The organism is Streptomyces sp. HB132, assembly GCF_016909575.1.
In the GTDB taxonomy this organism is placed as follows: domain Bacteria; phylum Actinomycetota; class Actinomycetes; order Streptomycetales; family Streptomycetaceae; genus Streptomyces.
This window is the reverse complement of sequence record NZ_JAFBGA010000003.1, coordinates 50,370-64,510: the sequence shown is the minus strand read 5'-3', so window position 1 is coordinate 64,510 and position 14,141 is coordinate 50,370. Positions and strand designations below refer to the sequence as shown.

Annotated in this window: 12 protein-coding genes and 1 riboswitch; of the genes, 4 read left to right on the top strand and 8 right to left on the bottom strand. The window is 73.6% G+C overall.

Annotated features, from left to right (window positions below; genetic code table 11):
* Positions 1–46: 46 nt before the first annotated feature.
* Complete coding sequence (locus tag JOC24_RS07985) at positions 47–1,093, top strand: SCO1860 family LAETG-anchored protein (protein ID WP_205019426.1); 1,047 nt, start codon at positions 47–49, stop codon at positions 1,091–1,093.
* Positions 1,094–1,153: 60 nt separating this feature from the next.
* On the opposite strand, the gene cobC is transcribed toward JOC24_RS07985, so the two are convergent.
* Positions 1,154–2,665, bottom strand: coding sequence for an Rv2231c family pyridoxal phosphate-dependent protein CobC (gene cobC / locus JOC24_RS07980; RefSeq protein ID WP_205019425.1), 1,512 nt, complete (start codon positions 2,663–2,665; stop codon positions 1,154–1,156).
* A 91-nt stretch (positions 2,666–2,756) separates the two neighbouring features.
* Here cobC and JOC24_RS07975 point away from each other — a divergent pair, with 91 nt between their 5' ends.
* Positions 2,757–3,479, top strand: a complete 723-nt coding sequence (locus JOC24_RS07975) for a ZIP family metal transporter (protein WP_205019424.1) — start codon at positions 2,757–2,759, stop codon at positions 3,477–3,479.
* A gap of 38 nt (positions 3,480–3,517) precedes the next feature.
* Here the strand turns inward: JOC24_RS07975 and JOC24_RS07970 are convergent, their stop codons facing one another.
* From JOC24_RS07970 to JOC24_RS07940, 7 genes are all read right to left on the bottom strand, one after another.
* Complete coding sequence (locus tag JOC24_RS07970) at positions 3,518–4,864, bottom strand: cobyrinate a,c-diamide synthase (RefSeq protein ID WP_205019423.1); 1,347 nt, start codon at positions 4,862–4,864, stop codon at positions 3,518–3,520.
* Positions 4,858–5,457: a cob(I)yrinic acid a,c-diamide adenosyltransferase gene (gene cobO, locus JOC24_RS07965; RefSeq protein ID WP_205019422.1), complete on the bottom strand. Its 600-nt coding sequence runs from the start codon at positions 5,455–5,457 to the stop codon at positions 4,858–4,860. Before cobO ends, JOC24_RS07970 begins: the two co-directional genes overlap by 7 nt.
* The gene (locus tag JOC24_RS07960) at positions 5,457–7,502 is read right to left on the bottom strand and encodes a putative cobaltochelatase (protein ID WP_205019421.1); all 2,046 of its coding nucleotides are present in this window, start codon (positions 7,500–7,502) and stop codon (positions 5,457–5,459) included. Before JOC24_RS07960 ends, cobO begins: the two co-directional genes overlap by 1 nt.
* Positions 7,499–9,085 (bottom strand): cobyric acid synthase, encoded by a 1,587-nt coding sequence (locus JOC24_RS07955; RefSeq protein WP_205019420.1) that lies wholly within the window; start codon positions 9,083–9,085, stop codon positions 7,499–7,501. The genes JOC24_RS07960 and JOC24_RS07955 overlap by 4 nt, the downstream gene beginning before the upstream one ends.
* Positions 9,082–10,026 carry a cobalamin biosynthesis protein gene (locus tag JOC24_RS07950; protein ID WP_205019419.1) on the bottom strand — a complete coding sequence of 315 codons (945 nt, stop codon included), beginning with the start codon at positions 10,024–10,026 and terminating at the stop codon, positions 9,082–9,084. Before JOC24_RS07950 ends, JOC24_RS07955 begins: the two co-directional genes overlap by 4 nt.
* A 128-nt stretch (positions 10,027–10,154) precedes the next feature.
* Positions 10,155–10,285: riboswitch (cobalamin riboswitch) on the bottom strand.
* Between the two features lie 144 nt (positions 10,286–10,429).
* Positions 10,430–10,654, bottom strand: coding sequence for a hypothetical protein (locus JOC24_RS07945; RefSeq protein ID WP_205019418.1), 225 nt, complete (start codon positions 10,652–10,654; stop codon positions 10,430–10,432).
* A gap of 12 nt (positions 10,655–10,666) precedes the next feature.
* Complete coding sequence (locus JOC24_RS07940; protein ID WP_205019417.1) at positions 10,667–11,908, bottom strand: inorganic phosphate transporter; 1,242 nt, start codon at positions 11,906–11,908, stop codon at positions 10,667–10,669.
* A gap of 247 nt (positions 11,909–12,155) precedes the next feature.
* Between JOC24_RS07940 and JOC24_RS07935 the strand changes: the two genes are divergently transcribed.
* Both JOC24_RS07935 and JOC24_RS07930 read left to right on the top strand, forming a co-directional pair.
* Positions 12,156–12,815: a class II aldolase/adducin family protein gene (locus JOC24_RS07935; protein ID WP_205019416.1), complete on the top strand. Its 660-nt coding sequence runs from the start codon at positions 12,156–12,158 to the stop codon at positions 12,813–12,815.
* 68 nt (positions 12,816–12,883) lie between these two features.
* A complete protein-coding gene (locus JOC24_RS07930) occupies positions 12,884–14,020 on the top strand; it encodes an alpha/beta hydrolase (protein ID WP_205019415.1) in 1,137 nt (378 codons plus the stop codon).
* The last annotated feature ends 121 nt before the right edge of the window (positions 14,021–14,141 follow it).

The following is a 14,141-nucleotide window of genomic DNA, read 5'->3' as shown; positions in this document are numbered from 1 at the left end:
GGACGGGCGCCGGTGGCTCCATGTCTCATGTGGGGGTTCCACCGTCTTGAACAGCAACACCTTCCGCCCGGCCGCCCTGGCGCTCGCCGCCGCACCCGTCGCCCTGCTCCTCGCCGTCCCCGCGCAGGCAGCACCCGCGACGAACCCGGCCACTTTGGCCGGGGGCCACGGAAAGGCGAGCGCGGTCGTGCTCCGCGCCGGGCTCGACGTCTCGCTCCTGGACAAGTCGGTCCAGGTGCCGCTCCGGGCCACGCTCAACGAGGTGCACGCGCCCGCGAGCGCGGAGAGGACCGCACTCGCCGTCGAGCTCGACGGCGCCGAGAAGGGGCGTCCCATCCGTGTGCTGAAGGCCGAGGTGGCCAAGGCGAAGGCCACGGTCGACGAGCACGGGGCGAAGGGTTACACGCGTCTCGCCGAGGCGCGGGTGCACGTGCCGGGGCTGCCGCTGCTCTCGCTGATCGAGGTGCAGGAGGTCACTGCCGAGGCGGCGTGCGAGGTCGGGCGCAAGCCGGTCGCCGAGTCGAACGTGCTGGGGCACGTGACGGTGCTGGGCAAGAGGATCCGGCTCACCTCGGGCGGCACGACGGAGGTCGAGGTGCCGGGAGTGGGCGACGTGACGCTCGACCTGTCGGAGACCGTGACGACCACGCGGAGCGCCGCTGCCACTGCGCTGCGGCTGAGGGTGTCCGTGAACCCGCTGAAGCTGAACGTCGCCGAGGTGGAGGGCGAGGTCACGCTGGCCGGAGCGACGTGCGAGACGCCCCGTGGCGGCGGTCCGGACGATGGCGGACCGGACGACGGAGGTTTCAACGGTGGCTCGCAGAACGCCGGTTCCTCCGGCAACGGCGGATCGACGGGCGGAGACGACGGCTCCGGCGGCAACGGTTCCGGTGACGGAGGCGCCGGCGGCAAGGAGGAGCCCGCCGACGTGAAGCCCCGGGCCGGGACGGACCCCGCCCCGGCCTCCGGCGCAGGTGACCTCGCCGAGACCGGATCCAGCTCCGCGACCCCGTACATCGCGGGCGCCGCGGCGGTCCTGCTCGCGGTCGGCGCCGGTGCCACGGTGATCGCCCGCAGGCGCGCCCAGGACTGACCGCGTCCCCGGGGCGCGGTGTCCGCACGGCGGGACACCGCGCCCCGTGCCGGGGAGCCGTCAGCCGACGGCTCTCCGGGGCAGTCCCTGCACGGCCAGGTCGAGCGCCTGCAGGAACCGGTTGGTCGTCACACGGTCGCGGACGGCGATCCGCAGCCACTCGGCTCCCAGCCCGGGGAACGTGTCCCCGCGCCGTGCCGCGAATCCACGCGAGCGCAGCAGATTGCGCACCTCGTCCGCCCGCTCCAGCCGCAACAGCACGAACGGCCCGGCGGCCGGCTCCACCACCCGTACCTCGCTGAACTCCGCCAGCCCGGCCAGCAGATGCGTCCGGTCCACCGCGATACGGTCCGCCGCGTCCGCCGCCTCGACCAGCGCACGCGGCTCCATGCACGCCTCCGCCGCCGCGAGCGCGGGGGAGGACACCGGCCACAGCGGCTGCGCTTCCTGGAGCAGGGCGACCGTCGCCGGATCGGACAGCACGTAACCGATCCGCAGACCCGCGAGGCCCCAGGTCTTGGTCAGGCTGCGCAGCACGACGAGCCCGGGAACGTCCTGGCGCGCGCACAGTGCCTCACGTTCGCCCGGAACGGCGTCCATGAACGCCTCGTCCACCACCAGCGTCCGCCCCGGCCGTGCCAGTCGTTCCAGTACGTCCGCGGGGTGGAGCACGGACGTCGGGTTGGTCGGGTTGCCGACCACCACCAGGTCGGCGTCCTCGGGCACTGCCGCCGGATCCAGCCGGAAGCCGTCCTCGGGACGGAGCAGAACCCTCCCGACCTCGTGCCCCGCAGCGCGCAGGGCCGCCTCCGGCTCGGTGAACTGCGGGTGCACGACGACCGGCCGTCGTGCGGGCAGCGCCCTCGCGATCAGCACGAACGCCTCGGCCGCGCCCGCCGTGAGCAGCACCCGCTCCTCGGGCAGCCCGTGCCGTCCGGCGACCGCCGCCCGTGCGGGCCGCCCGTCCGGATAGGCGGCCAGCGATCCCAACGACGCGGCTATCCGCTGCCGCAGCCAGTCGGGGGGTGTGCCGGTCCGTACGTTGACCGCGAGGTCGGTCAGGTCCAGGCCGCGTACTTCCGCGTCGCCGTGGTGCCGCAGATCGGGCCCGGCGCTCTCGGTGTGCTTCGTGGGGGGCAGCATGGCAGCCATGGTGGACGGCTCGGCGCCATTCGTCGATGCCGAGGTGACGTCCGTCGGCCACCGGCGGGCCACCGCGCAGGTCGCCGAGGCCGACCTCCGCTTGGGAACCAGCAGTTCACGGGCGTCCATGAGGGCCGCCGCCTCGGCGACCGACCCGGTTCCCACAGCCGTACGCGGCGCCGTCGAGGGATGGGGGACGGGGACCTCGGCCAGCACCGCGGCCGTGTACGACCGCACGGGCACCCCCAGGCGTGCCGCGGCGCCGGTGATTCCCGGCTCGTCCGCCCTGGTGTCGAGCGTCGCCAGCTCGACGACGTCCCCGGCCGCGCACCCGGCCTCCTCCAGCGTCCTGCGGATCAGCCCGAGCACCTCCTCGGCCGGGACGCCGCGACGGGCACCGACACCGACGACGAGCGCGGCTCGGGTCATGGGAGCAGGTCCTTTCGGGCAGAGGGGCGAGGGGCACCGGTAAGGCGGCCCTGAGGTGCGGGCGGCGGGTTCAATCCGCTAGCAAGGGCGCATGGCGGTATTCGTCGCGCTCGGCGCGTTCCTGATGACCCTGGCGGGCGGCTGGGTCGCGCAACGCGTCAGCGACCGACGTCACCTCGTGCTCGGCTTCGCCGGCGGACTGATGCTGGGCGTCGTCGGTCTCGACCTGCTGCCCGAGGCGGTGGAGGCCGCGGGCGGCTCGGTCTTCGGTGTCCCCGCCGCCCTGCTGCTCTTCGTGGGCGGCTTCCTGACGGCCCATCTCGTCGAGCGTTCGCTGGCCGTACGCCAGGCGGCACACGGGGCCGGCGAGGAACGGGTGCCGCAGGTCGGGCTGACCGCGGCGGCCGCGATGGTGGGCCACAGCCTGATGGACGGCATCGCGCTCGGGGCCGCGTTCCAGATCGGCGGAGGAATGGGAGCCGCCGTCGCGCTCGCCGTCATCACCCATGACTTCGCCGACGGGTTCAACACGTACACGATCACCAGCCTCTACGGGAACGCCCGCCGCAAGGCCCTCCTGATGCTGTACGCCGACGCCCTGGCCCCGATCGTGGGCGCGGCGACCACGCTGCTGTTCACCCTTCCGGAGGAACTGCTCGGCTGCTATCTCGGCTTCTTCGGCGGGGCACTCCTCTATCTCGCCGCGGCCGAGATCCTCCCCGAGGCGCACCACGACCACCCGGCCCGCTCGACGCTGCTGTGCACGGTCGCGGGGGTGGGCTTCATCTGGCTGGTGGTCGGCATCGCGGAGTGACGTCACGCCCGGCGCCGCTCCACCGGAACGGAACGGCGTCACCCCCGGCACTGCTCCACGAAACGCCGCGCGATCCCGGGCGCCGCCGCCCAGTGCGTGTGCAGATAGCTCGCGTGCACGCCCCCCTGTACGAAGCCCTCCACCCGCCGCTCCGGCTGGTGCAGCCCCCAGGCGGGCGTCGTGCCGGCCCCGGGCTCCAGCACCGTCCGGTGGAACTCGTGCCCGCGCAGCCGCGTCCCGGCCACCGCCAGCACGCTGTCGGACACCGCCACCGCCTGCCGGTAGCCGAGCGTCAGCCGCTCGGACATCCGGGCCGAGGCGTCCAGCACCCCGCACATAGGGCGGTCGTCCAGCTCACGGGCCAGATAGAGCAGACCCGCGCACTCCGCCGCCACCGGGGCGCCGGAGCGGGCGAGTCCGGTCACCGCCCGGCGCAACGGCTCGTTCGCCGAAAGCTCCGGCGCGTACACCTCGGGGAAACCGCCGCCGACGACCAGCCCCGCCGTGCCCGCGGGAAGCTTCTCGTCGCGCAGCGGATCGAAGACGACCACCTCGGCGCCCGCGGCGGTCAGCAGCTCGGCGTGCTCCGCGTACGCGAAGGTGAACGCCGCGCCGCCCGCCACGGCCACCACCGGCCGGGTGCCCGGTGCCGGATGCCGCTCCGGCTCCCACGCCTCGCCGGGCAGATCCGGTGCCGAGCGGGCGAGCGCCATCAGGGCGTCCAGGTCGCAGCCCTCGCGCACCCGGTCGCCCATCGCACCGACGGCGTCCAGGGCATCGGTCTGCCGCTCGGCCACCGGGACCAGGCCCAGATGGCGCGAGGGGGTCGCGACCTGCGGTGCCCGCCGCAGCACCCCGAGGACCGGCAGCCCCGACTCGTCGAGGGCCTCCCGCAGCAGCGCCTCATGACGGTCGGAGGCCACCTTGTTCAGGATCACCCCGCCGATCCGCACCTCCGGGTCCCAGGAGGCGAATCCGTGCACCAGGGCCGCGACCGAACGCGACTGCGAGGACGCGTCGACGACCAGCACGACGGGAGCCCGCAGCAGCTTGGACACCTGGGCGGTCGAAGCGAGTTCACCCTGCCCCGAGGCCCCGTCGTACAACCCCATCACCCCCTCGACGACTGCCAGGTCGCAGCCGCTCGCACCGTGGGTGAACAGCGGGGCGATCAGATCGGGTCCGCACATGTACGCGTCGAGGTTGCGCCCCGGGCGGCCGGTGGCCAGCGCGTGGTAACCCGGGTCGATGTAGTCGGGCCCCACCTTGTGCGGGGACACCGCGAGGCCACGCCCCGCGAAGGCCGCCATCAGGCCCGTGGCCACCGTGGTCTTGCCGCTGCCCGAGGCGGGTGCGGCGATGACCAGACGAGGAACACTCACCACTCGATGCCTCTCTGGCCCTTCTGGCCGGCGTCCATCGGGTGCTTGACCTTCGACATGTCGGTCACCAGGTCGGCGGCCTCGATCAGCTTCTGCGGAGCGTTCCGCCCCGTGATCACCACGTGCTGCGTGCCGGGACGGTCACGCATGACCTGGACGACCTCATCGGTGTCGATCCAGCCCCAGTGCATCGGATAGGCGAACTCGTCGAGCACGTACAGCTTGTACGTCTCGGCGGCCAGGTCACGCTTGACCTGCTCCCAGCCCTCCCGGGCCTTCTCCTCGTTGTCCAGCTGGTTGTCTCTCTGGACCCACGACCACCCCTCGCCCATCTTGTGCCAGTCGACGCTGCCGCCCTCGCCGCTCGCGCCCAGCACCTTCAGGGCGTTCTCCTCGCCGACCTTCCACTTCGCCGACTTCACGAACTGGAACACCCCGATCGGCCAGCCCTGGTTCCAGGCCCGCAGCGCCAGCCCGAAGGCCGCCGTCGACTTGCCCTTGCCGACGCCCGTGTGGACGAACAGCAGCGGACGATTGCGCCGCTGACGTGTCGTCAGTCCGTCGTCCGGTACCGATACCGGCTGTCCCTGTGGCATTAAGCGGCCCTCCCGGCAGCAGTGATGTCCTTGACCAGCCCGGTGATCGAGTCGGCGCGCAGCTCGTCGAGCGTGACCGCGCCGCCTCCCAGCTCCCGGGCGAGCTGTGCGGCGAGACCGAGGCGCACGAACCCCGACTCGCAGTCCACGACGACGGAGGCGGTGCCCTCGGAGGCGTGCAGCCTCCCGGCCCTGGCCGCCAGCGCCACCGGGTCGACGCCGCCGGTCGCCCGGCCGTCCGTCACCACGACGAGCAGCGGCCGCCGCGACGGATCACGCAGCCGTTCCACCCGCAGCACGTCGTGCGCCTTGAGCAGCCCGGCAGCCAGCGGCGTGCGTCCGCCGGTCGGCAGCGACTCGAGCCGCGCGGCCGCCGCGTCCACCGACGAGGTGGGGGGAAGCACCACCTCGGCGTCCCTCCCCCGGAAGGTGACCAGGCCGACCTTGTCACGCCGCTGGTAGGCGTCCAGCAGCAGCGACAGGACCGCGCCCTTCACGGCACTCATCCGCTGCCGGGCCGCCATCGAACCGGAGGCGTCCACGACGAACAGCACCAGATTGCCCTCGCGACCCTCCCGCGTCGCCTGCCGAAGATCGTCACGCCGTACGACGAGGCCCCGCCCCGACCGCCCCCGCGCCCGCTGGTGCGGTGCCGCCGCCCGCACGGTCGCCGCCAGGTGCAGCTTCGTCAGCGCCCCCTCGGGTCGCCGCGACCCGGTGGTCCTGCCGTGCTCGGTACGCGCCCGGGACCGCCGCCCGGCCGCGCCCTCGCCCAGACCGGGCACGCTCAGCATCTTCGTACGGAACGGCTCGCCGGCCCGCGCGGGCTGCTGTTCCCCGGCACCGCCGCCCGGTGCGGGCGCGTCGCCGCTCCCGGCCTCACCACGGCCGGGCGCGTCGGGGCCGCCCGTGTCCGTGCCGCCGTCGTCGTGACCACCCGCGTCCGTGCCGCCGTCGTCGGAGCCACCGCCCTGCGGAGGCACACCCCCGCCGGGCCCGTCGGGGTCCGGGTCGTCGTCGCCCCCGCCCTGCTCGTCCGCCGCGTCCTCAAGGGTCTGGTCCAGCTTGTCCTCGTCCAGCCCGGGCGCGTCGAACGGATTGCGCCGTCGCCGGTGGGGGAGAGCCAGGAGCGCGGCCTGCCGTACGTCCTCCGCCACGACCTCCTCCCGCCCCGCCCACGCGGCCAGCGCCGTCGCGGTGCGTGCCATGACGATGTCGGCACGCATGCCGTCGACCTCGAACGCCGCACAGGTCGCCGCGATCTGCCGCAGCACGCCGTCGCCGAGCACCACGTGGGGGAGCAAGGACCGCGCGGCGACGATCCGCTCACGCAAAGCGGCCTCCTCGTCGGCCCACCGCGCGGCGAAGCCGGCCGGGTCGTCGTCGTGGGCGAGCCTCCGCCGCACGACCTCGACACGCAGGTCGGTGTCACGCGAGGCGGCCACCTCGACGGTCAGCCCGAAGCGGTCCAGCAACTGCGGCCGGAGCTCGCCCTCCTCCGGGTTCATCGTCCCGACCAGCAGGAAGCGTGCCGCGTGGCGGACCGAGACACCTTCGCGTTCGACGTACGAGGCACCCATGGCCGCCGCGTCGAGCAGCAGGTCCACCAGGTGGTCGTGGAGGAGATTGACCTCGTCGACGTAGAGGATGCCGCGATGGGCGTCGGCGAGGAGCCCCGGCTCGAAGGCCTTCACCCCTTCCGAGAGCGCCCGTTCGATGTCGAGCGCCCCGACGAGCCGGTCCTCCGACGCGCCGACCGGAAGCTCCACGGTCCGCGCCGGACGCGACGCGCCCGTACCCGCCTCGTGGGGGCCGTCGGGACACGCCGGATCGGGTGCCCCCGGGGCGCACGAGAAGCGGCACCCCGCGACGACCTCGACCTCGGGCATCAGCGCGGCGAGCGCCCGAACGGCGGTGGACTTGGCGGTCCCCTTCTCACCCCGCACGAGCACCCCGCCGACGGCCGGACTGACGGCGTTGAGCAACAGCCCGAGCCGCAGATCGTCCTGCCCGACGATGGCGGTGAAGGGATAGGGCGTATTCACGGAGTCTCCTCTTTAGCGACCACAACTGCATGACCGAGCCCGGCCGGCGTCCCAGGAGCCGGCTCCGGCGCAGGCGTCGGCGGCGCACCCGGAGCGATGAACGGCAGACCCCGTGGCGCGCCCGTCTCGATGAGCCGCCACAAGGCGTCCGTGTCGGCGTGCTCCTCGACCAGGTCCCCCAGCCGGTCCAGCTGTTCCTCCCGCAACGCCTCGAAGCTCGTGTCGGGCGCCGGGACGAACCGCCGCCCCGCGGCCCGCGCGACCTCGACCAGGAACGCCCTCCGGAACGCGTCGCTCTCCAGCGACCCGTGCCAGTGCGTCCCCCAGACCGAGCCCACCCGGCACCCGTCCAGGAACGGCTCGCCGCCGTTCACCTCGGCGACCCCGTGATGGATCTCGTACCCCTCCACCGGCTCCCCGAGCGCCGAACCGACGGGCCGCCCCAGGATCTTCTCGCGGCCGAAGCGGACCCGCACCGGCAGCAGCCCGAGCCCCTCGACCAGACCCGCCCGCGACTCGACGTCGTCCTCGATGCGCTCACCCAGCACCTGGAATCCGCCGCAGATCCCCAGCACCGGCCGGCCCTCGGCGGCCCGCCGCAGCAGCGCCCCGGCCAGTCCCCGTTCGCGCAGCCACGCCAGGGCCTTCACGGTGCCCCGGGTCCCTGGCACGACCACGAGGTCCGCGTCGGCGAGTTCCTCCGCCCGGTCCACGAACCGCACCACCACACCCGGTTCGGCCGCCAGGGCGTCCACATCGGTGAAGTTCGACATCAGCGGTACGGCGCACACCGCGACCCGCAGCACGTCCTCGCCGTGCGGCGGCGCCACGACCGACTCCCGTACGGTGCCGCGCATCGACACCCGCAGCCCGTCCTCCTCGTCGATGCCCAGCCCGTGGGCGTACGGCAGGACCCCGTACGTCCGCCGGCCCGTGAGCCCGAGGAGCATGTCGAGACCGGGCTCCAGCAGCGACACGTCGCCGCGGAACTTGTTGACCAGGTATCCGGCGACCAGCGACTGGTCCTCGGGGCTCAGCAGCGCCGTCGTACCGAAGAACGAGGCGAAGACACCGCCCCGGTCGATGTCGCCGACCACCAGCACGGGGAACCGGGCGGCCCGCGCCACGCCCATGTTCACGATGTCCGTACGCCGCAGATTGATCTCGGCCGGACTGCCCGCCCCCTCGCAGATCACGGCGTCGTACGTGCCCCGCAGCTGCTCCAGACAGTCCACGACCGTCCCGAGCAGCGCCTCCTGGCGTCCTCCGTGGTACCCGCGCGCACTCATCTCGCCGACCGGCTTCCCCATCAGGACGACCTGGCTCGACCGGTCGCCCCCGGGCTTGAGCAGCACCGGGTTCATCAGCGCCGACGGCTCCACCCGGGCGGCCTGCGCCTGCATCGCCTGCGCCCGGCCGATCTCCGCGCCCTCACGGGTGACGAACGAGTTCAGCGACATGTTCTGCGCCTTGAAGGGGGCGACCTCCACCCCCCGTCGCACCAGCCACCGGCAGATGCCGGCCGTGACGACGCTCTTGCCCGCGTCCGACGTGGTTCCCGCGACCAGCAGCCCGCCGCTCATCCGACTCTCCGTCCCATGGCCAGCCGCCCCGCCGCACACACGGCGAGGGCCAGCACACTCACCCGGCGCGACAGCCGCACCGCGCGTTCGATGTCCGTGACCCGCACGTCCCGCCCGGCCCCGCCGTTGAGGACCGGCCGGTGCTCGACCCGCCCGCCGTACGCCAGGGTGCCGCCGAGCCGCACGCCGAGCGCTCCCGCGAACGAGGCCTCCACCGGGCCCGCGTTGGGGCTTGGATGCCGGCCCGCGTCGGCCCGCCAGGCCCGTACGGCCTCGCGCGGACGTCCGCCGGCGGCCACGGCCAAGGCTGCGGTCAGCCGGGCCCCCGGCCATCCGGCGACGTCGTCGAGCCGGGCCGAGGCCCAGCCGTAGCGCCGGTGGCGGGGTGACTTGTGTCCGACCATGGCGTCGAGCGTGTTGACCGCCCGGAAGCCCACCAGCCCGGGCACCCCGCCGATCGCGCCCCACACCAGGGCCCCCACGACGGCGTCGGAGGTGTTCTCGGCGACGGACTCCACCACCGCGCGGGCGATCCCGGGCCCGTCCAGTGCCTGGGGGTCCCGGCCGCACAGATGCGGCAGCCGCTCCCGGGCCAGCTCGATGTCCCCGGCGGCCAGCGCCCCGCCGACGGCACGCGCCTCGCGGCCCAGTGACGTGCCCCCGACGACGGACCAGGTGGCGGCGGCGGTCAGCGCCACGGCGGCGGCGGGACGGTTCCGTACGGCACGGGCGGCCAGCGCTGCGGCGCCCGTGGCGCCCCCGGCGCAGACCAGCGTGTGCAGGGCGCCCCAGCCGCGGTGATCGCGCCACAGCCGGTCCTCGGCACCCGCCGCGGCGCGCCCGAAGGCGGCCACGGGATGTCCCCGCCGGGGATCACCGAGCAGCAGGTCGCCGATCAGACCGGCGGCGGCGCCGTACGCGAAGATGCGGTCGGCTCGCACGGTTCAGCCGGCCGTCGCGCCTCGAAGGACCTCAGGGGCAGGTGGTGCAGCGACCGACGCAGGGCAGCCCGACATGGCGTATGTCCTCACTCAGGGTCCGCGCCCTGGTTCGACGTGACCGGCGACGAGAGTCTCCTGGCTTCCGGATCCGCAGTTCCTCCGGCCTTCCAGTCCGCTGCGGCGGACCGTGACTTCCGTGTGGAGGCTGCTCCCCGGTGACAGTGGCGGGACCGCGCCGGATTCGCACCGGCTTCCTCTTCTGTCGCCGTAATGGCTCCGGCAGTCCACCATGCTCCGCGAACGCCCGTCAACCTGCCGTTGACCTGCGAGGCTTCGGTGTGCCCGGACGCACACCGGGCCGGACACACACGTGGTGTGTCCGGCCCGGTGCGTGCCCGTGAGGTCAGGCGACGATCAGATAGATCCCGTACGCGACCGCGGCCACGCACAACCCGAAGCAGGCGTACGCGCCGACGCGCGCCGGGGCGTGGGAACCGCCGCCGCCCTGAGCCGTCGGCACCTGCTTGGCCAGGCCCAGGATGCCGAGGGTGAAGAGGCCGACGAGCGCGACGGTGATCACGAGGCTGACGCCGAAGACGGAGGCCAGAGCTGCCCAGTCGATGTTCATGCGGATCTGTCCTTACACCGTGGCCGGTCGGGCCGGGTCGGTCTGGGGGTCGGCCGGGGCGTGGATCGTGGTCTTGAGGTCCGTGTCCGCCAGGCCGACGGGCGGCGGGCTGACAGCCGCGATGGCGGTCGTGACGACGCCCGCGGGCTCGTTGACGTTGGTGTGGTCGACCGGCTTGCGGCGCGACAGCAGCCAGATGGCGGCGGAGCCGCCCACGAGCACCGCGGCCACCACGGCGACACCCCAGGGCCCCTGCTTCGTCAGGAACTCGGCCCCCGCACCGACCAGGCCGGCGGCAGGCAGCGTCAGGCCCCAGGCGATGAACATCCGGGTGGCGGTGGACCAGCGGACCACGCCCCCCTTGCGCCCGAGCCCCGCACCCATCACCGCGCCGGAGCAGGACTGCGTGGTCGAGAGGGAGAAGCCGAGGTGCGAGGAGGCCAGGATGACCGTGGCCGCACTCGTCTGGGCGGCGAATCCCTGCGGCGGACGCAGGTCGGTGAGGCCGCTGCCCATGGTGCGGATGATGCGCCAGCCGCCGAGGTAGGTGCCCAGCGCGATCGCGATACCCGCGGAGGCGATGACCCAGACCGGCGGGTTGGAACCGGGGGCGAGGACGCCGCCGGTGACCAGGGCCAGGGTGATGATGCCCATGGTCTTCTGCGCGTCGTTGGTGCCGTGGGCGAGCGAGACGAGACCGGCCGAGGCGATCTGCCCGGCGCGGTAGCCCTTGGCGGTCGACTTCAGCTGGGCCTCGTCCGTGATCTTCCGGTTGAGGCGGTACGTCAGCCTCGTGGCCAGCAGCGCGGCGACACCGGCCACCAGCGGAGCCGCGATCGCGGGCAGCAGCACCTTCGTGACGACGGTGCCGCCGTCGATCGAGGACCAGCCGGCCGACATCACCGCGGCGCCGATGAGACCGCCGAAGAGAGCGTGGGAGGAACTGGAGGGCAGACCCACCAGCCAGGTCAGCAGATTCCACAGGATGGCGCCGACGAGAGCCGCGAAGATGACCTCGGTTCTGAGGCCGTCCTCATTGATGATCCCGCCGGAGATCGTCTTGGCGACCTCGACGGACAGGAACGCGCCGACCAGGTTGAGGACGGCGGACATGGCCACCGCTGTCTTGGGCTTGAGAGCGCCGGTCGAGATGGTGGTGGCCATCGCGTTGGCGGTGTCGTGGAAACCGTTCGTGAAATCGAACACGAGAGCTGTCACGACCACAATCGCAAGCAGCAGCGTGATGTGTTCCATTTACCCAGGCAATCGTTCGACGTCATTGGCACGTGGAACGTAAGCAACCAGGGTGAACGGAAGATGAACTGGGCAGGGCGGCATGGTGACCCCAACCGCGTGTGCCGGTTCCGCTTGTGTGCGCGGTGGGTGGGTCGGACCTCCGCGGCCGGTGCGAGGCCCGGCTCCCGTCCCGCGCGGGCGGCTCCGGCGGCGACCGGTGCGCTGCACCGGCGAGACATGGGTCACGTGCCCCTAGGATCCCCGCATGACCGACGAGCACAGAGACGCGATCGAACAGGCATGGGACGGTGTCGTCGCGACGGCCCGGCGGACCGCGGCGGACGGCCTCGTCGTCGGCACCTCGGGCAACGTGTCGGCCCGGGTCGGCGACATCGTCCTGGTCACCCCCAGCGGGGTGCCCTACGACCGGCTCGGCCCGGCCGACGTGGTCGGCGTCGACCTCGAAGGACGTCAGGTACTGGGCGACCTGGCCCCGACCAGCGAACTCCCTCTCCACCTCGCCGTCTACCGGGGCAGCGACGCCGCCGCCGTCGTCCACACCCACGCCGTGCACGCCACGGCCGTCTCCACCCTCGTCACCGAGGTGCCGCTCATCCACTACGCCGCCGCGATGCTCGGCGGCCCCGTCCGTACCGCCCCGTACGCGCTCTACGGGACGCGGGAACTCGCCGACAACATGCTGGCCGCCCTGCGCGACCGCACCGGCTGCCTGCTGCGCAACCACGGCACCGTCACCCACGGGCCCACCCTCGACGAGGCCTACGACCGCACCGCCCAGCTCGAATGGATGTGCAGGCTCTGGCTCACCGCGAGCTCCGTGCCCGGCCACCGGCCGGCCCTCCTCACCCCGGCCCAGCTGCGCGACGTGCAGGAGGCCCTGAAGGGGTACGGCCAGCCCGGCTGAGCCCCGGCGCCGCACCGTACGGCCGACGCCCACTGGCCGACGACGCCGCCGCCCGGGACACTGGAGCCGTGCGCCCGGCAACAGTGGCGGCAGTGGCCGCAACCTCGATCCTCGGCGTCGGCGCGGCAGCGGTCGCCGCCGGCCGCTACGCCAGCGACGCCGCCCTCGGGGCGCCCTCGCAACGCCCCTTCCCGGCCGACCGCCGTCTCACCGTGCACGCCACCGCGGCCGGGCAGGTCACCCTGACCCGCTCCTTCCCCGCGCTGCGTCCCGGCACGTACGGACTGGCCGGCCGAGGCGTCCACGCGGTGGTCGGCCCGGTGGTCGCACAGCAGGGGGACGACGCGGCCTCCGCCGACACGGTCGTACGCCGGCTGGACCGCGTGACCCTGGGCAGCCTGCAGCCGGGTGCCAGGGTCCGCCTCACCCCCGAACTCCACCGCGGCGATCCGCTCACCGCGCTCGGCCTCGCGTACAAGGAGGTCGAGGTCCCCGGTGAACTCGGCGCCCTGCCCGCGTGGTTCGTGCCCGCAGCCCGCGACACCTGGGTGATCACCGTGCACGGCCTCGGCACCACCAGGGACCACCCCCTGAACGTGCTGGGGTTCCTTCACGCCCAGCAGTTCCCCGTGCTCGACGTGTCCTACCGCGGCGACGCGGGCGCCCCGCGCTCCCCGGACGGGCTCACCCACCTCGGCGAGTCCGAATGGCGCGACCTCGACGCGGCCATCCGCTACGCCGTGCGCTACGGGGCCGAGAACGTCATCCTGCACGGCTGGTCGTCCGGTGCGTCGATGGCCCTGCACGCGGCCGTCAACTCCGCGCTCCGCGACCGGGTCAGCGGTCTCGTCCTCGACTCCCCGGTCCTGGACTGGAGGACCACCCTGCGGGCCCTCGCCTCGGCCCGGGGCGTCCCCTCCGCGCTGCTGCCCCTCGCCGTCCGGGCCGCCCAGGGCCAGACCGGGCTGCACGGCGCCCCGCTCCTGGACACCTCGGTGCCGACGGCCCTGCACGCCCCCACCCTGATCGTCCACGGACCCGACGACGCGCTGGCCCCGTGGCAGCAGTCCCGGGAACTCGCGGCACGCCGGCCCGACCTGGTGACCCTGCACTCCGTACCGCAGGCTCCGCATGCGGCGATGTGGAACGCGGATCCGGCCGGTTACGAAGAGGCCCTCAGGCGCTTCCTCACGCCCCTGATGTGAGCTGATGGCCCGGAACCACCCGGTTGGTGCCCCCGTCCCGAAGCCCCGCGAATCCCGGTGACACGGCTTCCGTTTGGGCTTTCGGCCCGTCAGAGGCAAGACTGCTCCTCGTGACGTCCCG

Coding starts and splice junctions, on each gene's coding strand:
- JOC24_RS07945 (WP_205019418.1), bottom strand. CDS start 10,654: ATGAACATCGACTGGGCAGCTCTGGCCTCCGTCTTCGGCGTCAGCCTC.
- cobO (WP_205019422.1), bottom strand. CDS start 5,457: ATGCCACAGGGACAGCCGGTATCGGTACCGGACGACGGACTGACGACA.
- cobC (WP_205019425.1), bottom strand. CDS start 2,665: ATGACCCGAGCCGCGCTCGTCGTCGGTGTCGGTGCCCGTCGCGGCGTC.
- JOC24_RS07935 (WP_205019416.1), top strand. CDS start 12,156: ATGACCGACGAGCACAGAGACGCGATCGAACAGGCATGGGACGGTGTC.
- JOC24_RS07940 (WP_205019417.1), bottom strand. CDS start 11,908: ATGGAACACATCACGCTGCTGCTTGCGATTGTGGTCGTGACAGCTCTC.
- JOC24_RS07975 (WP_205019424.1), top strand. CDS start 2,757: ATGGCGGTATTCGTCGCGCTCGGCGCGTTCCTGATGACCCTGGCGGGC.
- JOC24_RS07955 (WP_205019420.1), bottom strand. CDS start 9,085: ATGAGCGGCGGGCTGCTGGTCGCGGGAACCACGTCGGACGCGGGCAAG.